This window comes from Streptomyces sp. DSM 15324 (assembly GCF_001514285.1).
Taxonomy (GTDB): domain Bacteria; phylum Actinomycetota; class Actinomycetes; order Streptomycetales; family Streptomycetaceae; genus Streptomyces.
On record NZ_KQ949030.1, the window covers coordinates 57,448 to 78,208 of the forward strand.

A 20,761-nucleotide genomic window follows, 5' to 3' on the forward strand; every position below is an offset into this window, starting at 1 on the left:
AGCTCCACCACAGCGGTAGCGGGAGAGATCAAACTGAGCAGATGGGCCCACTGATCCGTGGGAACGGGGTAAAGCAAAGGGCGACAGCGTCGACGATCAGGGTGAAGGTCTTTTCCTTGGTCATGTGCGCGCTTTCGCTGGATGAGGTGGGACAGGCGGGGCGGGCTGCGGTGGGTTCGGTGCTCATCCGGCACCGCCGTCCGCCGCCGCCTCGCGCAGCCGCGCGAGGCTCGCGCCGGACTGCGTGACGATCTTGAGGAGCAGCCTCTCGTAGGTGGCCGCGAGCTCCCGGGCCGTGCTCCTGGCGTACAGGTCGGTGCTGTACTCCAGGTGGCCGCGCAGGCCGTCGGGGGTTTCGCGGACGACGAGGTTGAGGTCGAACTTGGCCGTGCCGTTGTCGGTGGGCAGGGGCACGAAGCCGAGGCCTCCGAGGTCGCGCGGCGCGGCGTCGGCGGCGGGCACCAGGTTGAACATGACCTGGAACAGCGGCGAGTGCGCCGGGTCGGGCTCGGGCACCAGGGCCGTCACGAGGTCGGCGAACGGGATGTCCTTGTGCTCGTGGGCGGCAGCGGTGACGCCCTTGGCCTGCGTGAGGAGTTCGTCGAAGGCCTGGTCGGGCCGCACGTCCAGGCGCATGACCAGGACGTTGATGAAGTAGCCTACGAGGCGCTCCAGCTCCGGCCGGGGCCGGTTGGTCACCGGCGAGCCGATGGCGAGCTCCCGGTCGTCGGTGCGGGCGCCGAGCAGCGTCGCGAACGCCGACAGGAGCGTCAGATAGAGAGTGCCGCCGCGCTCCTTACTGAACCGCTTGAGCTGGTCGAGCACCCCGGCGGGGACGTTCACCTCGACCGAGGAGCCTTGGTACGACTTCGTCTCGGGCCGCCGGTAGTCGGTGCGCAGCGCGGTGCGGGCCGGCAGGCCTGCGAGCTGGGCGCGCCAGTAGGCCTCCTGCCGCGCGCGGGCCTCGGAGTCGAAGGTCCGGGCCTGCCAGTGCGCGAAGTCCGCGTACTGGACGGGCAGTTCGGGAAGCGACAACTCCTCTCTGCGGCTCAGCGCCTGGTACAGGGCATTGAGCTCGGCGACGAAGATGGTCGTCGACCAGCCGTCGAAGATGCCCCAGGGCCGGGTCACGACGACAACGTGTTCGTACGGCGTGAGTGTCAGGATGTGGACGCGCAGCGTATGCCGGTCCTCGGGCCGGAACGGCCTGGGCCGCTCGGCGCGGAGGAACTCGGTGACCGCGCTGTCGCCCGTGATGTCCTCGAAGGCGACGGCGAAGCCGATGGTGTCGTTCACCCGCTGGACGTAGGTGTCGCCGCGCCGCAGGTAGCTGGTGCGCAGCACGGCGTGCCGTGCCACGAGCCCTTCGAAGGCGCGCGCGTAGGCCTGCCGGTCGAGCGGGCCGATAACGCGGTAGGCCATCTGCACGTTGTCGTACGCCGAGCCGAGGTGCTCGCGCGGATGGAGGAACCACAGTTCGCTCTGCTGGCAGGAGAGCGGGCTCTGGTCGCCGGGCCCGGTGACGGGCACCAGCGGGACGGTCTCGCCGGCCGGGCCGTCTTCCGAGGCGTCGAGTGCGGCGGCCAGCTGACCGAGGGTCGCGCCGGCGAGGATCGACTGGAGCGGCAGCTCCTTGCCGGTCTCCTGCTTGACGCGGATGGTGAGCCGGGTGGCGAGCAGGGAGTGCCCGCCGAGGTCGAAGAAGCCGTCCTGGAGTCCGACGCGGTCGAGGCCGAGGACGTCCTGGACGAGGCGGCACAGCGTCCGCTCGGTGGCGGTGCGCGGCGCGACGTAGACCTCCTTGTGCACGTCGGCCTCGTCGGGCGCGGGCAGGGCCCGCTTGTCGACCTTGCCGTTGGGGGTGAGCGGCAGCTCTTCGAGGGCGACGAAGACGCTGGGGACCATGTACTCGGGGATCCTGCCCGCCAGGTGGTCCTTCAGGGTGCGGGTCAGGGCCTGGCCGGTGGTGGCGATCTGCGGCACGTTGGCCAGGTGGGTCGCGGCGTACTCGCTCCGGGCCCGGGCCGTCGGCCGCTCCCCCTCAGCGAGGATCAGGTCCAGGCCGTCGAGGCGGTCCTGTGACCACGTGACGGCGACCCCGTAGCCGAGTTCCTCGGCGTACGCGAGGACGTCCTCCAGGTCGTGCACCCGCTGGACGGCGGCGTCCGTGAGGCGGCTCGCGCCCAGGGGCTCGACCTGCTGCTGCTCGGTGGTGCCGCGCAGGCTCTCGCCGACCCGGACGTCGTCGGCGACGCGTGGGTTGTCCAGGCCCATGACGCCGAACCGGGGGCGGCGGCCGTCGGCGAGCAGGGCGCGCAGTTCGTCGGGCGTGGTGGCGGTCAGCCACGGCAGGTCGTCGTCGGGGGCGGCTTCCTGGCCCTTGGTGAGCACCACGTCGTAGCGGTAGCTGAGCATTTCGTTGCCGCCGGTGCCGCGCTTGACGGCGATGTCGACGGAGCCGATGTCCGCGAACCGCCGGGGCAGCCCGGCGAAGTAGCTGGGGCTGACGAGGAGTTCGGTCTCCTGTTGACGGCGGCGCTGCACCTGGCGGGCCAGGGCGGTCATGGAGGTGCGCGCGGACAGGCGGCTGCGCTCCATGGCCGTGACGTGCGCGGAGAACAGGTCGAGGTTCCTGACGTCACCGACGAAGATCCGGCCGCCGTCGGCGACGAGCGGCAGCAGCCGCTCGATCACCTCTTCCAGGTAGAGCCGGTTCGGGAAGTACTGGGCCACGGAGTTGATGACGACGGTGTCGAACTTCTCCGTGCCGTCGGCGCCTTCGGGCAGCGTCACGGACCGGGCGTCGCCCTGCGCCAGGGTGATGTGCGACCAGCCGCGGCGGTCGGCGCCGCGCCGCACTCCGGCCAGGGCGGACGCGGAGATGTCGACGGCGTGCACGGCTTCGCATGCTCCGGCGTAGCGAAACAGGAGCAGTCCCGTTCCGCAGCCGACCTCCAGGAGCCTGCGGGGCCGCAGTTCCTCGATGCGACGGACGGTGCCGTCGATCCACTCACGCATCTCGTGCTCGGGGATGGCGTCCCCGGTGTAGCTGCAGTTCCAGCCGACCAGGTTGAGGTCGTCCCCGGCGGTGCCGGTCGCGGCGGTGCTCATCCGCTCGTCCGCGTCGGTGCCGTACTGGTCCTCGAAGAGGTCCTGCCACTGCTCCAGACGGTCGGCGTTCTGCTCGCGGGCGGTGGCGTCCAGCCAGTCGGTCGTGGGCCGTACGTAGGCGACGAGCTTCTTCGTCTCGCCGCCGGCCTGCGTCGTGACGACGGCACCGCGCACGGCGGCATGGGAGTGGAGCACGTTCTCGATCTCGCCGAGTTCGACGCGAAAGCCGCGGACCTTCACCTGGTCGTCGACGCGGCCGACGAACTCCAGGGCGCCGTCGGGCAGTCGGCGCACCAGGTCGCCGGTGCGGTACAGGCGGGCGCCGGGCTTCGTGGCGAAGGGGTCGGCGACGAACCGCTCCTTCGTCAGCTCGGGGTTGCCGAGGTAGCCGCGGCCGACTCCCGCGCCGCCCACGCACAGCTCGCCGACGACGCCGAGCGGCACGGGCCGCAGGTGCGCGTCGAGCACGTGGGCAGTGGACTGGGCGATGGGCCTGCCGATAGGGATGACCGCGTCCTCGGCGATGTCCCGGGGAATCACGTGGCAGGTGGAGGCGATGCTGTTCTCGGTCGGACCGTAGGCGTTGACGACGGTCAGGCCGGGGTGGGCCGCGTGGAGGCTGCGCACGTCCTTGGCGGAGAACGCCTCACCGCCGACGCCCAGATAGGTGAGCGGCAACTGCCGCCCCTGGGCGGCCTCAGCGAACGCGGGCAGAAAGGCCGCGGACAGAGCCATCATCGTGACGCCGGACCGTTCGGCGCGGTCCAGGAGCGCGCCCACGTCCTTGGAGTCGCCGTCGTGCAGGACGAGCCGCCCGCCGCACAGCAGCGGGCCGAGGACCTCCTGGGAGCCGACGTCGAACGAGATCGAGGAGTGGTGGAGCACGACGGTGTCGTGGTCCGTCGGGAAGTAGTCCGGGTTGCGCACCAGGCGGACGACGCCGCGCTGTTCCACGAGGACGCACTTGGGGACGCCGGTGGAGCCCGAGGTGAAGATGGCGTAGGCCAGGTGCTCAGGGGTGAGGCCGAGGTCGGCGCGCGTCAGGTCGTGCTCGGGGCGGCCGGCGAGCAGCTGGGTGCCGTCCCCGGCGCGTTCGCCGGTGTCGAGGTGGACGATCTGGAGGTGCTCGCCCCCGTCCCCGCCGAGGAGCGGTGCGGACGGCAGGTGGGACTGGCTCAGCACGATGCCGACGCCGGAGTTGGTAACCAGGGTACGGATGCGCTCCTGGGGGTAGTCCGGGTCGATGGGGACGTACGCGCCGCCCGCCTTGAGGATGCCGAGCAGGCCGGTCACGAGCTCCGGGGAGCGGCGGGCGCACAGGCCGACCAGGGCGTCGGGGCCGACGCCCTGCTCGCGCAGCCAGTGCGCGACGCGGTTGGCGCGGGCGTTGGTTTCGGCGTAGGTCAGCCGCTGCTCGCCGTGTTCGACGGCGATGGCGTCGGGGCGCTGCCGGACGTGCTCCTCGAAGAGTTCGAAGAGGCAGTGGTCGTCCGGGTAGGGCTTGTCGGTGTCGTTCCACTCGGTCAGCAGGCGGTGGCGTTCGGCGGCCGGGAGCACGTCGATGTCGAGCGCCTGCGTGCTGGTGCCGTCGTCGGCGGCCAGGGCGTCGACGACGCCGGACACCGCGGCTTCCATGTAGCCGAGGACGGCGTCGGGCGAGAGCGCGGCGTCGACCTGGGCGTTGAGGGAGAGTTCGGTGCCGGTGTCGTCAACGGACACGCCCAGCGGGTAGTTGGTGCGGTCGAGGGAGCCCAGCCAGCGGATGCCGAGGTCCTCCAGGGTGGCCGGGCCCAGGTTGCCCTGGCGCGGCTCGAAGTACCGGAAGTTGATCACCGAGCTGAACAAGGTGGCGTCGCCGTCCAGGCCGCTGGAGCGCTGGGCCAGGGTCAGCGCGCTCTGCTCGTAGGCGATCAGTTCCTTGAGAGAGGCGTCCACGGCGGACACCAGATCCTTGACGCTGCGGTCGGCGAGGCGCACTCGCAGGGGCAGGGTGTTGATGAAGTTGCCGAGCATCCGCTCGACGCCGGGAACGCCCTGGAGGCGGCCGGACAGGACGGTGCCGAACACCACGTCGTCGCGTCCGCCGGTGGCGGCCGTGACCAGGGCCCAGGCGGCGTGGAAGAGCGCGGCGGGGCTGATCCGCAGCCGCTGGGCCTGCTCGCGCAGGCGGCTCGTGAGGCCGGGCGGCAGGGAGCGACGCAGCTCGCGCACGCGGCTGCCGTCGCCGTGCACATCGACGAGCTGAAAGGGTGTGGTGGGCTCGGTGACCTCACCCAGTTCGCGGCGGAAGTACGCCTCGGCGTCGTTGGCGGCGAGCTGGTGCAGGGTGTGGCCAACGAAGTCGCGGTAGGCGGGGGCCGGGGGCAGTTCGTCAGCGCGGCCCGCCATGTGCGCGGCGAGCTCTTCGAGGATGAGGCGCAGCGAGGTCGCGTCCTCGATGAGGTGGTGGACGCACAGCAGCAGGAAGTGCCGTGCGGAGTGCGGGTCGGCGGCGACGGCGAGCCGGAGCAGCGGCGCGCGGTCGAGCGTGAGCGTGCCCGGGTCGGCGAGCCACGCGCGGGCCTGCTCCTCGGCGGCCGCGGAGTCTGCGGCGTCGAGGGTGCGCCGCTCCACGTCGAGGGGGACGGTGCGCAGGACCACCTGCACGGGTTCGCCGAGGCCTTCGGTGACGACGGCCGTGCGCATCGCGTCGTGCCGATCCACCACGGCCTGGAGGGCCGCCACGAAGGTGTCGCACGTCTCCTGGTCGGGGGTGGTGAGCAGGATGGGGATGACGTATGGGTCGTTGGCGGGGTCCATCAGGTGATGGAAGAAGATGCCCTCCTGCGAGGGCACGAGCGGGTAGACGTCCTGCACGTTGGAGGCGCCGCCGGGCACGCGGGCGGTGACGGCGTCGACGGCCGCCTGGTCCATGCGGACCAGCGGCAGCATCTCGGGCGTGATCCGCGTACAGCCTTCGGGGATTGTCGGTGCGGGCGCGGCGTAGCCGATGGCGGCGGGGCCTGCGCGGTCGATGTCGGCGGCGAGGTCGGCGAGCGTGGGGCTTCTGAAGACGCTGCGGACGGCGACGTCAAGGCCGCGTTCCTTGAGGCGGGCGATGAGGACGGTGATGAGCAGGGAGTGGCCGCCGAGCGCGAAGAAGTTGTCGTGCGCGCTGATGCGGTCCTCGTCGAAGCCGAGGAGTTCGGCCCAGGCCGCGGCGAGGGTCCGCTCGGTGGCGGTGCTCGGGCTCGCGTAGGCGCGCTGCGCGAAAGCCTCGATGCCGGGTGCGGGCAGGGCCTTGCGGTCGAGCTTGCCGTTGCCGGTGATGGGGAGGCGCTCCAGGGCCATGAAGGCGCTGGGGACCATGTGGTCGGGCAGGGTCCGGCGCAGGTGGCGGGCGAGTTCGGCGCGCTGGTCCGGCTCGTCCGCGCCGGGGCGCAGGACGGTGTAGGCGACGAGCTGTCGGTCGCCCGGGGTGTCCTCGCGGGCGATGACGCGGGCGTCCTGGACGGCGGGGTGTTCGGTGAGGCGGGCCTCGATCTCGCCCAGTTCGATGCGGAAGCCGCGGATCTTCACCTGGTCGTCATTGCGGCCCAGGTACTCCAGGGAGCCGTCGGACAGCCAGCGCGCCAGGTCGCCCGAGCGGTACATGCGCGCGCCCGCCTCCTCACGGAACGGGTCGTCCAAGAACCGCTCGGCCGTCAGCTCCGGCCGGTTCAAGTAGCCGCGGGCCACGCCTTCACCGCCGACGTACAGCTCCCCCACGACGCCCACCGGTACCGGCTGGCCGTGTCCGTCGAGGACGTAGGTGCGTAGGTCGGGGATGCGCTCGCCGATTGGGCTCACGGTGCGGTCGGCGTCGGCCTCGGTGATCAGCCGGTACGTCACGTGCACGGTGGTCTCGGTGATGCCGTACATGTTGACCAACTGGGTGCTCTTGTTCGCCGGGCGGCGCAGCCACGGCTTGAGCGAGGCGACCTCCAGGGCCTCGCCACCGAAGACCACGACGCGCACCGCGTGCGGCTCCGGGTCCTCGCCCTGGGCCGCGATCAGCTGCCGGAAGGCGCTGGGCGTCTGGTTGAGGACGGTCACACCCGCCTCGCACAGCAGTCCGTAGAAGTCCTCCGGGCTGCGGGTAACCGCCTGCGGTACGACCACGAGACGGCCGCCGTGCAGGAGCGCGCCCCAGATCTCCCACACCGAGAAGTCGAACGCGAAGGAGTGGAACAGCGTCCACACGTCGCGCTCGCCGAAGCGGAACCAGTCGTCGGTCGACGTGAACAGCCGCACCACATTGCGGTGTTCGACCACCACGCCCTTGGGCACACCGGTCGAACCCGACGTGTAGATCACGTAGGCGGCGTGCGCGGGGCCCACGCCCGTGCCGGTAACGTCGTCTGCCGACAGTGCGGCCCACAGGTCGGCGTCGGCGCGCACGTCCACGACGGGGATCGACGGGACAGCAAGGCCCTCGGGCAGCCCGCCGTCGGTCACGAGCACCTGGGGCGCGCTGTCGCCAAGCACGTGCGCGAGGCGGCCAGCGGGCGACGACGGGTCGAGCGGCACGTACGCGCCGCCGGCCTTGAGGACCGCGAGCACAGCCACCACGAGGTGTTCGCTGCGCGGCAGGCACAGGGCGACGAGCACGTCCGGGCCCACGCCCAGACCGCGCAGATACCGCGCCAGACGGTTCGCCCGCGCGTTCAACTCCCCGTACGACAGGCAGCGGTCCTCGAACCGGACCGCCACAGCGTCGGGGGAGCGCTCCGCGACCTCCTCGAACCACGTGTGCAGGCAGCGCTCCACCGCCTCGGCTGCAGGCACGTCGTTCCACTCGGTGAGCACCTGGCGGCGCTCGTCGGCGTCGAGGGTGCTGAGCCGCGAGAGCTGCTCCCCCGGCGCGGCGACGACAGCGTAGAGCAGCGCGGTGTAGTGGCGGACGAAGCGCTTGACCGTGTCGCGGTCGAAGAGGCCGGTGTTGTACTCGACGGCGCCGATCAGCCCGTCGGGGGTCTCGCGCAGGTCGAGCGTCGCGTCGAACTTGGTGATGCCGAAGTCGAACTCGATGAGGGAGACGTCGAGGTCCCCCAGGCGCACCTCGCGGTCGGTGTGCGCCTCCTGGAGGACGAACGCGACCTGGAACAGCGGCGAGTGGCTGAGGCTGCGCTCCAACTGCAGGGCGTCGACGACCGCTTCGAAGGGCACGTCCTGATGGTTGAAGGCCTGCAGCGCCACATCCTTGACGCGGCCGAGCAGGTCGGTGAAGGAGGGGTCACCGGACAGGTCGGCGCGCATCACCAGGGTGTTGGCGAAGAAACCGATGAGCCCTTCGGACTCGATGCGCTGGCGGTTGGCGACGGGCGTGCCGATGGCGATGTCGGTCTGCTCGCTGTAGCGGTGCAGCAGGAGGGCGTAGACGGACAGCAGCGTCATGTAGAGCGTGACGTCGTGCTGCTCGGCGAGGGCCTTCAGCTGCCGCAGCAGTGCCTCGGGCAGGTGGAAACGCTCGTGCGCGCCCTCGTACGTCTTGATCGCCGGGCGGGTGCGGTCGGCCGGCAGGGGCAGGCGCGGGTCGACGCCGTCGAGCTGCCGCGTCCAGTAGCCGAGCTGGCGGTCCTGCACCTCGTCGACGAGCCACTGGCGCTGCCAGTGCGCGTAGTCCGCGTACTGGATGGGCAGCGGGGCCAGCGGCGACGGCTCGCCCGCGTGGAACGCCTCGTACAGGGTGACCATCTCGCGGAAGAACACGCCGAGCGACCAGCCGTCGGAGACGATGTGGTGCATGGTCACCAGCAGGACGTGCTCCCGCTCCGACTCGCGCAGGAGGCGGACGCGGATCAGCGAGTCGCGGGCCAGGTCGAAGGGCGCCACGGCCTCGCGCTCGCAGATCGACGGCAGTTCGGCGGGGTCGCTGAGCTCCTCCTCGCCGACCGTGAAGTCCCGGCCGTCGCCGATCTCCTGGTACGGCACGCCGTCGCGCTCGACGAAGCGGGTGCGCAACGCCTCGTGGCGCTGGACGATCGCATCCAGGGCGCGCAGCAGGGCGGGGCGGTCGAGCAGGCCGCTCAGCCGCATCGCCATGGGGATGTTGTAGTACGCGCTGGTGCCGTCCAGCTGCGCCAGGAACCGCAGGCGCTGCTGGGCGAAGGACAGCTGGACCGGCTCGTCCCCTGCGTGCGGGCGGGGGCCGATCGCCTCCAGGGCCGACAAGTCGACGCCCTGCTTCTTCAGCATCGCGATGAGGGCGCGCTGCTTGTTGGCGGGCAGTGACTTGATCTTCCGGATCAGGTCGAGGGAGGTGCCGTTGTTCGGGGTGCTTATCGTCGGCGTCGTGGTCACTTGCTCCGGCCTTCCCACGCGTCCAGCTCTTCTTCGCTCATGTTCTCGATCAAGTCGATGCTCTCCAGGATCGTGGCGACGTCGAGTTCCCCGCCTTGCGGAGACACGGGCGCGCGCCGCTCCTGTTCGGCGTCGACGTCCAGGGCGTCGGCTTCGGTGCGCAGCAACTCGGCCCAGACGCCAGCGACGGTCCGCTCGACCTCGGTGCGGGGCGCTACCGGCGCGGGTACATCATCAGCAGGCGTCACCTCGACCATCGGGAACGGGAGGTTACCCGGCTGTGCCTGCGCCGCCAGCAGCGCGAAGGACTCGGCATAGCGATCCAGCAGCAGTCGCGCCGTCGACTCGTCCAGCACAGACGTGTCGTAGTCCAATTGCAGATCCACTCCGCCGTCCTGTTCGGTGACGGCCAGTCGAAGATCATAGAGAGCGACGCCCGGGTCGAGCGGAACCTGCTCCACGACCAGACCGGGCATCCTCATCTCGGGCATGGGGGCGTTCTGCGACACGAAGGCGATCTGGGTCAGTGGTGAAAAGGCCAGATTGCGTGGAACGCCGAGCGCCGTGACCACACGGTCGAACGGCACGTGTTCGCTGTGCAGAGCGGTCACCATGCTCTGCGTTACCTGGGCCACCAGCTCCACGAAGCTCATCGTGGTCCGGCAGCTGATCGGTACGGGGAGAGTGTTGACGAACGCGCCGATGAGTCCTTCGACATCCCGATGCGGCCGGTTGCTCGACGGACAAGCCAGCACGAGTTCCGAACCGGCGCCGTGCCGATGCAGGGTCGCCGCGAACCCGGCCATGAGCACCGAGTGCACCGTGCTCTCGCACTCGACCGCGATGTCCCGCACAGTCCGCGTCACCTCGGCCGTGAGCCGGTTACGCACCGTGCCTCCGGCGTACCCGGCCTGTTTCGGCCGGAGACGGTCCAGGGGAATCGACGAGTAGGTGGGGAAATCGCGGAGCCGGCCGACCACGTCGCCGAGTTGATCGTCGATAAGGGCAACCCTGGCCGGGTCCCGCTCCCACTCCGCGAAGTCGCGGTACCTGACAGGCAACGGATCGGTCCGGAATTCCTTGCCCCCTACCGCTGCCGCGTAGCCACCCATCACCTCCGAGACGAGTACGCCCATAGACCAGCCATCCGCCACAATGTGATGAATGCAGACGACCAACAGATGATCATCACTGGCCAGGCGGTAGAGTCTGAGCCGCAGCAGTGGCGGGACGTCCAGCTGGAACGGCATCTCGATGAAGGCGGCCGCACTCTGCTGAGCGGCTGTCATGGGGTCGGCGTGCTCAGAAACGTCCGTCACGGTGATGCCGACCGGGAGATCTCCGACGATCTGCTGTACCGGGACACCTGCCACCTCGGAGAAGCTGCTCCGCAGCGTCTCGTGCCGACCGACAACGGTGCGGAACTGGGCCTCCAGGACAGGGATGTCCAGGCGCCCCTTCATCCGCACGGCCCCGCCGATGTTGTAGTGGCTGCTGGCCTTATTGAGCTGAGCGTCAAACCAGATCCGCTCCTGCACGAAGGTCAGGGGCAGGTCGTGGTCCCGGTCGATCCGCGGAATGCCGGACGTCACCACCCCAGGTAGCAGAAGCGCGGCGAGCCCGCGCACGGTTGGCGCGGCGAAGAGATCGCGCAACGCCAGGCTGAACCCCATCTCCTGTAGGCGATTCACTGCCCGCGCCGCGGTCAGAGAGTGACCACCGAGAGCGAAGAACGACGTGTTCGCCGGAATGTCGACGATACCGAGCAGTTCAGCGAACACACCTGCGACAGCGTGTTCGACCGCGCTGTCAGCGCGCGTCCGATCATCTGACGGCTCCGGCTTGGCAGCAGCCGCGCGGACCAGAGCGGACCGGTCGATCTTGCCACTCGAGGTTGTGGGCAGCTCCGCCAGGAGAGATATGCGCGCGGGCACCATGGTGGCAGGCAGTCGATCAGCGCAGTACTGACCCAGGTCAGCGGGCTCCACCGCGACACCGGAGGCGTCGGGTTGTGCAAAGGCAACCAGTTCGGCCCCGAGGACCGCGTCCTGTCGCAGCACGACCGCGGCGTCGGCGACCCCAGGGGCAGCACGCAACACGGACTCGATCTCACCGGGCTCGATCCGGTGCCCACGGAGTTTGACCTGCTGATCCGACCTGCCGTGGAAGGTGAAGGAACCGTCAGGACGAAGTTCCACCAGATCGCCGGTGCGATACACACGGCCGCAGCGGCTGACGGGGTCGAGAATGAATCGCTCCGCCACCAAGTCTTCTCGGTTGACGTACCCATCCGCGACACCGACGCCACCGATACAGAGTTCGCCGACAACGTAGGGCGGCAGCGGCATCCCGAATTCGTCAGCGACGTAGGCGTATTCACCGGGCAGCACGGTGCCGATGGACAGCGGACCCGCCGTTACCTCGGCGATGGTGCTCCAGATCGTGGTCTCTGTGGGGCCGTAGACATTCCACACCCGGTCGGCACGGTTCACCAGCTTGTCGGCGAGATCGCGGGTGAGCTCCTCACCACCACACAATGCCCGCAGCCCGGGAGTGCCACGCCACCCCTCATCGATCACTGCCCGCCACAGTGTCGGCGTGCCCTGGACGACATCTACGCCGCCTGCTGACAGACGGTCGGCAAGCAGCTTCGGATCGGCACTTGCCGCTTCGGAGGCGATCTCCAGTTCGCCGCCGAACGCCAGGGGCAGGAACAATTCCAGGGCAGCGATATCGAAGGTCGGCCGGGTCACCGATATCCAGCGCTCCCCCGCTTCGAACCCGAGGACTCCTGCGAAGCTCCGCAGCACCGACGCGAGAGCCCGGTGCGGCACCTGCACCCCCTTCGGACGTCCCGTCGAGCCGGATGTGAAGATCACATAGGCCGGTTGGTCAACGGTGGGGGCTTCGAACTCGGCGTCGACATACCGGCCATCGAGATCACCGGTGACGTCAATCGATGCGCAGTCCTCGAACTGCAGGTCCGGCCCGGAACCGAGCACATGGGTGCACCCGGCATCGGTGAGCATCGCTGCTGTGCGCTGCGCGGGTTGGCTGGAGGCGAGCGGCAGATAGGCGGCCCCCAGCCGGAGGACGGCCAGGAGTGACGCGGGCAGGTCAACACCACGATCGACGGCAACGCCGATGACCGAAGCCGAGGACCATCCGGCGGACCGCATCGCGGACATGATCATTCGCACGCGTTGGTCGAATTCGCGGAATGTCCACTCGGTGCCTTCATGCACGCAGGCGATCCGGTCCGGCCACTGTCCGATTGCCGCGTCGATGAGGTCCACCACGGTGCAGGAGATGTCACACTCAGGCCCGACAGCACGCGTGGTGTCATCCGTGGTCCCCAGCGGGAGACGTGCCACGGGTGCGTCCGGATCAGCGAGCCCCGCCCTGAGCAGCGCGGCCAGCATGGCGCACCAGTGCTCCACCCGTTCGGGTTCGAAGAGGTGCTTGTTGTAGTCCATCGTGCAGCTGAGCCGGCCGTCCTGAATCTCAGCGAACAGCGCAAGATCGGAGTCTGATCGCTGTGCGATCGCCAGCACGGCGGAAAGATCGATCGACGATGAACAGGAGTCCCCGTACACCACCATCGCCGGGGACACACCGGTCGCACTCGCCTTGTCGCTGACTCGCCGGTTCGGCTCGTCGCGGTGCTTCAGAAGATTCGCGCTCGTGTCGGCGATCCGGCGCGCGACCCCACGCATCCCCTCGGTGCTTCCGATGCTGGTACGCAGGTGAACGAGGTCGTCCTCACCTGCCAGCTGTGTCGGGCTGGCCGGGAGAATGGTGCCGACAATGGACTCGTCGGCATGGCATAGCCGAGCCAGCAACGTCTGGTAAGTGGCGGTGAGGACCGCGGATTCCGGCAGTCCCTCATCGGCAGCGAATGCCTGGAAAACCTTGGTGACGTCGGCGTCGACTGAGAACGAGTGCTGCGCGGCACTCCGCGGTGACGGTGAGGGGCGCGGCCGGTCGGACGGCACAGCGAGAACCGGCAGATCTGCATCCGGCCGGCGGAGATCTGTCCTGATCGGCGCGGGCAAAGCGGCGACCGGGACCTCCGGCTCAGACAGTGCGGTGTCAAGCAGTGCGTCGAACGACGCGGCGAGGAACTCGATGGTTCCCCGGTCGAAGATGTCTGTCGCGTATTCCCACTCGGCGATCAGGGCGTCTCCCTGGGGGATCAGGGACAGCGTGATGTCGAACTTGCTGGTGACCGATGGGATATCGATCAGGTCGCTCCGCAGCCCAGGCCAGTTCAAGCTCTCCGGACCCTCGGTGTGGAGGATGAACATCACCTGCGCCAGCGGGTTCCGGGAAAGCTCACGGTCCGGGGCGATCATGTCCACGACACGGTCAAAGGGAAGGGCCTGGTGGGCATAGGCACCCAGTGCTGTCGTGCGGACCTGGTCGACGAGGGCCAGAAACGTGGTGTGGCTCGGAGTGCGAAGCCGCATCGCGACCGTGTTGAGCAGGAAGCCCAGCATCGACTGACGATCAGGTCCATCCCGATCAGCGATGGGTGTTCCCACTACCACGTCCTCGGCACCGCTCCAGGCGGAGAGAAGTGCACCGAAGGCAGAGATCATGACCATGAACGGTGTGGCACCCACGCGCTTACCCAGCGTCGCCGCTTTGGACAGCAGCTCGGTGCCCCCGCCAAGCGGCCGGCGCAGCACGGCACCGGCGAACGATTGCACAGCCGGTCGTGGCCGATCGGTGGGCAGGTCGAGTGTGACCGGAACCCCGTCGAGCGCGCTACGCCAGTAGTCCAGTTCAGCGGCCGCGGCGGACGCCGTCAACTGCTCCCGCTGCCATACCGCCATGTCGCCGTACTGAACGGCAAGCGCGGGGACTTCCGCTGCCGGTCCGCCGACGAACTCCGTGTAGAAGGCTGACAGCTCACGAATCATCAGCGTGGAGGAGAAGTCATCAGTGATGATGTGGTGCATGGCCAGGTAGATCGTGTGGTCATCGTGGCCGTGCCGCACCACCCTGGCCCGGAGCAGCGGACCGGCAGCGAGATCGAACGGCGTACGCTGCTCCACCAGCGCCCAGTCCTGATCATCGTCTTCCACCTGCACGATCACGGGTTCGGCGTCCTGGATCACCTGCGTCAGCAGGCCATCGCTGATGTCAAAGACGACGCGAAGCACTTCGTGGCGTGCAATGACCGCCCGGAGCGCTCGTCGGAACGCGCTCATCGACAGACTGCCTCGAAGCCGATAGCCGGCCACGACGTTGTAGGCGCACGCTTCGGGAGCGAGTTGTTCGAGTAGCCAGAGCTGCTGCTGCCCGAATGACGCGGGAGCACGCAACCGATCAGTCCGCGGTGTCACCCCACCCGCGTACGCGTCCTGAGCACCACGGTTGTCCTGGAGCCCGATGATGGCCTGTGCGAGCTCGTCGATCTCAGGGTTCTCGTAGAGAAGGGTCGAGGTGGCCTGCACCCCGAATGATTCGGAGATTCGCATCGCCACCTCGGGAACGAGCACCGAGCTGCCACCGATCTCGAAGAAGTCCTTATCCCGATCAATCTCAGCAATGTTCACACCCAGCACATCCGCCAGGATCTCGGCGAGAAGGTCCCGCATGTGCTCGAACCGGTCCGGTGCCTTCATCATTTCCCCAATATCTTTAGTCATCCCAAACAGACATTGATCACAGAAGCGCCGACCAGACAGCAATAAGCTCTATGCACACCAAGAAGACGCAAAACGCATCTACTGCGTCCATCAGCCTTCTCCTGCGACTTAAAAAGGCCGGATGACGGCGCCTTCGCCGCCTGGAATAACTCAATGAGTCAGGGACAAATGAGTCGAAAACTGGATCCTAACGAAGTCAACGCGTTTTCCCCTGAATCTGGCTTGCGATTCCATCGACTGCCCCGGCGATCACGTCGGCGGCAAGGCAGCCCAGATTGCCGCAGATGAACTCGATACCGGGCGGGTACAGGAGTACCCGCCCGGGAACCGGCGAGGCCACGGTCCTGCAGCCAGGCGGCGATGGCCCGTACCCGGTTTTCCAGGCGGCCGTAGGAGATGTCCTGGATCTCGCCGTCCAGCTCGCCGGTGACTAAGTAGCGGTAGGCGATCCGATCGGGATACTCCGCGGCCTGGACGGATACTGAATCGACCAGGGAATGAACCATCTGTGCGTTCCACCTGCCTGGAGATGTGTCCGAGTCGGGCGCCAAACACCTGGGCGCGCATCGAGTTTCCGCTGACGCCACCAGACTTGCGCCACATCCATGACTCTTCAACAACTCGACGCTTTCGTAGGGAAGTTACTAGAACTGCTTCCGCAGGTGCATGGGTTTGCAGGGCGGAGGGGACGCTGGCCAGCGGCCCGGCACAACGTCGAAGAGGCTGCGGAGATCAAGAGGCTGCGAGCCGAGAACGCCGAGCTGCTACGGGCGAACGAAATGAAGGGAGTGTTGGCAGCGCGGCGAAGGACCGTCCAATGCCGGTAACGATGCCTTGCGTACTGACGCAACCCAATGCACTATGACCCACATCACACTTCAAAGCCATGGGGATGAGGTAGCGTCTCAAACGGCGACTTTCGAGCCAATATAACAATTAGCCCCCAAGCGGAGCAATTGGGCGAATCGGCCAGAAAAATGCACTGGGGTGCAGCGTGCAAACAATGAACAGCTGCTGAACGTACGTAAATATCCTCAGTACTTTGTCTTTGTCGACCCCTGGGGAAAGCCACATCGAGGGCACTCTGTGCGCCTGAATCAATAGCTGGAGGAGTTGTGACCGCTGCGCGGCAGAGTTCGAACCTCGAGAATTTATTTCCGCTTACACCAAGCCAGGAAGGAATATTCTTCCACGCGCTGTACACACCGGATTCCGCGGCGTACCTGAATCAGCTCATCGTCCAGATCGACGGAGACCTGGATTCGTGAAGCACGATCTTCCGTGGCGCATCGTCTGTGAACGTCCAAGCCCGATTGCGCACCAGTTCGCCGGGACGCGAGGTCAACCTCAGGAACCGCTGTATCCGATTCTCAGCCGTAGCGCCGAAAACTCACGGTCTTCGGTGCCGCCCACCGATCTCACCATCACCACCGCGAGCAATGCAGCCGACATGCGCGCTTTCACCGACTGTGCGGGTGCTTCCTTTCAGCACGATCCTTCACTGCTCGAAGCGCTGGTCAATGACCGAGTGGTCGATGACCCGAGGTTCCGGTGTTACCTCGGACTGCACGGTGACCGCTGCGTCGCCATCAGTGTGGGTGTCCGCGAATCGGACACCGTCGGCGTGTACTTCGTCGGGGTCAGACCCGAGTTCCGCAGCCGCGGTCACGGGGCGACTCTCACTGAGAAGGCATTATCCGGCGGCTATCTCGCAGGTGCGACAACTGCGGTGCTGCAGGCAACCCCGGCCGGCTATGCCCTCTACAGGCGGATGGGCTTCGAGCACATCGGGGATTACCACATCTGGGACCTGCCGACGACGGCCGAGTCGGGTTCCCATGTCAGCTGACATCCCGGAGGCCCCCATGGAATTCCAGGGCACCACACTGGCGACCAAAGAGGCGTGTGTCCACGCCCTCCGTCAGCCAGAACTGAGTTCGAATCCCGGTGGCGCGATGGCCGGCTCGGCCAACCTTCTGTTTATGGACAACGAGTCGCATATCCGCCTGCGTGCGGTCGTCCGCGACGTCATCGGGCAACTCGAACCGTTACCCCACCAGGTAACGACCGACATCCGCGCCATCGTGCAGAAGCTACACGGACGGAACGACATCGACCTGGTCGCCGACTTCGGCCGCCCGGTTGCCGCCATCGTCGCGGCGGCGGTGCTGGCGGTGGAACAGGAACTGACCGCTGAACTCCTCGACCAGATCTCAGGCACAGCTGCCAATCTCGGTGTCTGGATCGGTGATTCCGCCCCTGCCGGTTCAGCGATGCACAAGGTCGTCAGGTTCTTCCTCAAGGCGACCGCGATTCACGATGGCGGCCTGGATCGCCTTCGTCGCGCGCGGAAGGCAGGGGAGATCACCGAAGACGAGTTGCTCGTGACGCCCGTCATGCTCGTCCATGCTGCCTACGAGAATTCGACCAATTTCCTCGCGGCCGCAGCACTGCAGTTGTCTCAGTCACCCAGTCTCGCCGAACAGTTCGTCTCTGGATCCCGCCAAGCAGGTGCCGTACGCGAGATGGTGAACCAGATCTGCCCGACACGCCATGTCATGCGCCGGGCGACAAAACCACTCGATGTGGCGGGAACACACATCCAGGAAGGCGAGTGTGTCGCCATCTCCATCGGACCACCGAACGCGCTGGCCTTCGGCACCGGATCGCACAGTTGCCCCGGCATCAAGGTCGCACTCACCGAAGCGGAATTCGCCCTTCGCGAGATCGCACCCCTGCTGGCCGCGTCCTGGCGGACCGTCAGCGTCGAGGAGAAAAACCACTTCGTCTTTCACGGCCTGAGTCATGCCCTGATTCGTCGTGACTCGTCGTCCGGGGACTGACTGTCTCCCACCACCACTCATCCCGGCGCACACCCGGACTTATCTGAGACGCAGGAGCGCACACGTGACGATCGAATCAGCGGGCCGGTCAGTGCAGCCGGCCGACGACGCCTCGACTGTCCCCACCACACTCATAGAATTGCTGACGGCCCGCGCCGCACAGGACGCTGATGTCGTGGGGTTTCAATTCCTGGACGACACCGGCGAACCGGAATCAACGTTGACCTACGGGCAACTCGACGCAGCAGCACGCAGGATCGCGGCACGTCTGTCCCGCACGCTGAGCCCTGGGGACCGGGCACTGCTGCTCTACGCACCAGGCCTGGACTTCCTGGCCGGGTTCTACGGATGCCTCTACGCAGGGGTGATCGCAGTGCCGGTCGCACCCCCGCAACCCAGCAAACTACAGGCCGACCTGGCCCGCTTGGCCTCCATCATGGTGAGCGCTGACACGCATGTCCTGCTCACCAGCACAACCGTCGCCGATCTGCTGGCACCAGCGCTGCGGCTGCACGAGCGCTTGGCTGAGCTACAGGTGACAGCCACGGACGGGATTGACGAGGACCATGACCATGGGTTCACAGCACCGACGATCACCGAAGATTCCATCGCCTACCTGCAGTATTCCTCGGGATCCACCGGGGAACCGAAAGGCGTGGTACTGACCCACAGGAACGTCCTGGCGAACAACAGCCTGGTCTCCGCCGCCGTCGGGTTCACCGAAGACAGCGTGATGGTGACGTGGTTGCCCACCTACCACGACATGGGTCTGCTCGCCCTGGTCACGCAGCCTCTGTACAACAACTTTCTTGCGGTCGGATTGGCGCCGTTCACCTTTGTTAAACGTCCGGCACGCTGGATCGAGGCACTCGCACGATTCCAGGCCACCATCACCGTTGCCCCGAACTTCGCCTACGAACTCGCGACCCGACGGGTGCCCGCGGACCTCGCGGCGACCTGGGACCTGTCGCGTCTACGTACGGTGCTCTGCGGCGCAGAACCGATCCGCGTGGAAACAATGGCAGCCTTCGCCGAACACTTCCAAGTCGCAGGGCTTGACCCGGACAGCCTGTTCCCCTGTTACGGGTTGGCAGAGGCAACCCTGTTCGTCTCGGGCGGCCCGGTCGAGCGTGGATACACCACCATCGATGTCGATCCGGATGCACTCGCAGACGACAGCGTGAAACTCAGCCCCGGGGGGCGCACGCTCGTCGGATGCGGAACGCCCAGCGACGGATTCGATCTGGTCCTCGTCGACCCTGCAACCGGGACGCCCGTACAGGCCGGCCGGGTAGGTGAGATCTGCCTGCGCGGTGCCAGCATCGGCTCGGGTTACTGGTCGGCCGAAGACCTGTCTGCCCAGACGTTCGGAACGGTGGTACCAGGTCATGGCACCGGATTCCTGCGAACCGGCGACCTCGGGTTCGTACACGCCGATCAGCTGTACATCGTCGGCCGGAAGAAGGATCTCATCGTTGTCGACGGGTACAACCACTACCCCACCGATCTCGAAGCCAGTGCGATGCGCAGCCATGCCGCAATACGCACTGACAGGTGCGTGGCATTCCAGACGATGGATACCGGCAAGCCGCAGCTGATCATCGTGGCCGAACTGGACCGCGACTGGCTGTCCGGGTTCGCCGAGGACACCGAGGGACCCGTGGACAAGAAATCACCACCGCCGCACCTGGATCAGGTCGCTCGCGCAATTCGTGGGCGGATCGGCGGAGATCATGGACTGCGGGTCGACGACATCGTGCTGGTAGCGGCCGGATCCGTGCTGCTCACCTCGAGCGGCAAAGTTCGCCGCAAGGCGATGCAGCAGCGGTACCGGGAGGACAGCCTGGACCGCATCGGATAGCTCCGAGTACCGCCGATAATCCCTCAGCCAGGAAATGAGGCTAGGGAATGAACAGCGAGACTTACACGGTCATCGCCCCAGATTCGACTGCACTGGACTACGTCACAGCCCACCCTCAAGAGGTTCACGAACTGGTCAGGTCACACGGCCGGCTGCTGGTTCGTAGACGGAATCCTGATGAGGCGATCGGCGCCACTGGTGAGGTTGAAGGGGGCTGTGACGGCAGTCGTCGTCGCAGGGGCGCCAGTGGCGTTGGCTTCGGAGGCAGCGGCGGCTTCGTGTGCCCGGCACACGACCGGGGTGTGCAAGGCCAACAGCCCGCATCCGCGGGCTGCGACGGCGAAGTTGCAAGGACGGCACCTACTCCTACAGCGCCCACTTCCGCGGCACGTGCTCCGGCCACCGCGGCGTGAAGTACTGGTACCGGTAGGCCCTGTACTTCGCGTCCCGCCCCGGCCAGGGAGCCGAGGCGGGACGCAGCGCATCCGGCCCCCAGGAGGCGACGTCGGGGTTCACGGGGGCCGCGGTCGTGACGAAGTTCAGGATGAAGGCGTCGCGCAGGAGCAGGTAGGGCTCCAGGAGGCGGGAGAAGTCGGTGGGCAGGGGGCGTACCTGGGTGTAGCCGTCCAGGTGGGTGTGGGCGAATTCCTCGTAGCCGCCGGGCTCGGTGTGCGCGATGCGGTGGACCGAGGACAGGATGGTGGCGATGTCGAGCAGGTAATGGCCGGTGCCGCAGTCGTCGAAGTCGATGAGACCGACGCCGCCGTCGGGCAGTGCGATCATGTTTTCGCGGTGCAGGTCGACGTGGATGCGGCCCCGGTCGTTCGGGCCGCTTTCCTCAAGGGCCGGGGTGATCAGCTCGGCGTGTGGGCGGGGCGTCCTCGCGGACGGACAACCGCGTTGTCCTCGCACTGCTGGACCTCCAACGGCGAGCCGATGACCCAGCGCGAGGAACGCGGCTTCGGGCA

7 protein-coding genes are annotated in these 20,761 nt (G+C 67.4%); 4 read left to right on the plus strand and 3 right to left on the minus strand.

Going from position 1 to position 20,761, the window contains the following annotated elements:
* Positions 1-183: 183 nt before the first annotated feature.
* Together AQJ58_RS24585 and AQJ58_RS24590 are read right to left on the minus strand one after the other, a co-directional pair.
* Complete coding sequence (locus AQJ58_RS24585) at positions 184-9,432, minus strand: non-ribosomal peptide synthetase (protein WP_234360275.1); 9,249 nt, start codon at positions 9,430-9,432, stop codon at positions 184-186.
* Positions 9,429-15,068 carry a non-ribosomal peptide synthetase gene (locus AQJ58_RS24590; protein WP_067253601.1) on the minus strand — a complete coding sequence of 1,880 codons (5,640 nt, stop codon included), beginning with the start codon at positions 15,066-15,068 and terminating at the stop codon, positions 9,429-9,431. Before AQJ58_RS24590 ends, AQJ58_RS24585 begins: the two co-directional genes overlap by 4 nt.
* 1,285 nt (positions 15,069-16,353) lie before the next feature.
* Here AQJ58_RS24590 and AQJ58_RS24595 point away from each other — a divergent pair.
* The 4 genes from AQJ58_RS24595 to AQJ58_RS44725 all read left to right on the plus strand — a co-directional run bounded on the left by AQJ58_RS24595 (position 16,354) and on the right by AQJ58_RS44725 (position 20,223).
* Positions 16,354-16,938 (plus strand): GNAT family N-acetyltransferase, encoded by a 585-nt coding sequence (locus AQJ58_RS24595; protein ID WP_159056318.1) that lies wholly within the window; start codon positions 16,354-16,356, stop codon positions 16,936-16,938.
* 16 nt (positions 16,939-16,954) lie between these two features.
* Positions 16,955-17,932: a cytochrome P450 family protein gene (locus AQJ58_RS24600; RefSeq protein WP_067253605.1), complete on the plus strand. Its 978-nt coding sequence runs from the start codon at positions 16,955-16,957 to the stop codon at positions 17,930-17,932.
* A 64-nt stretch (positions 17,933-17,996) separates the two neighbouring features.
* The gene (locus tag AQJ58_RS24605; RefSeq protein ID WP_159056319.1) at positions 17,997-19,793 is read left to right on the plus strand and encodes a fatty acyl-AMP ligase; all 1,797 of its coding nucleotides are present in this window, start codon (positions 17,997-17,999) and stop codon (positions 19,791-19,793) included.
* Between the two features lie 280 nt (positions 19,794-20,073).
* On the plus strand, positions 20,074-20,223 hold the full coding sequence (locus tag AQJ58_RS44725) for a DUF3761 domain-containing protein (RefSeq protein ID WP_234360276.1): 150 nt from the start codon (positions 20,074-20,076) through the stop codon (positions 20,221-20,223).
* On the opposite strand, the gene AQJ58_RS24610 is transcribed toward AQJ58_RS44725, so the two are convergent.
* Positions 20,160-20,705, minus strand: a complete 546-nt coding sequence (locus AQJ58_RS24610) for a phosphotransferase enzyme family protein (RefSeq protein ID WP_159056320.1) — start codon at positions 20,703-20,705, stop codon at positions 20,160-20,162. The two genes, AQJ58_RS44725 and AQJ58_RS24610, sit on opposite strands and share 64 nt — an antisense overlap.
* Positions 20,706-20,761: the final 56 nt, after the last annotated feature.

Excerpts from the sequence above, each read along its gene's own strand:
- AQJ58_RS24590 (WP_067253601.1), bottom strand. The coding sequence starts at position 15,068 with ATGATGAAGGCACCGGACCGGTTCGAGCACATGCGGGACCTTCTCGCC.
- AQJ58_RS24600 (WP_067253605.1), top strand. The coding sequence starts at position 16,955 with ATGGAATTCCAGGGCACCACACTGGCGACCAAAGAGGCGTGTGTCCAC.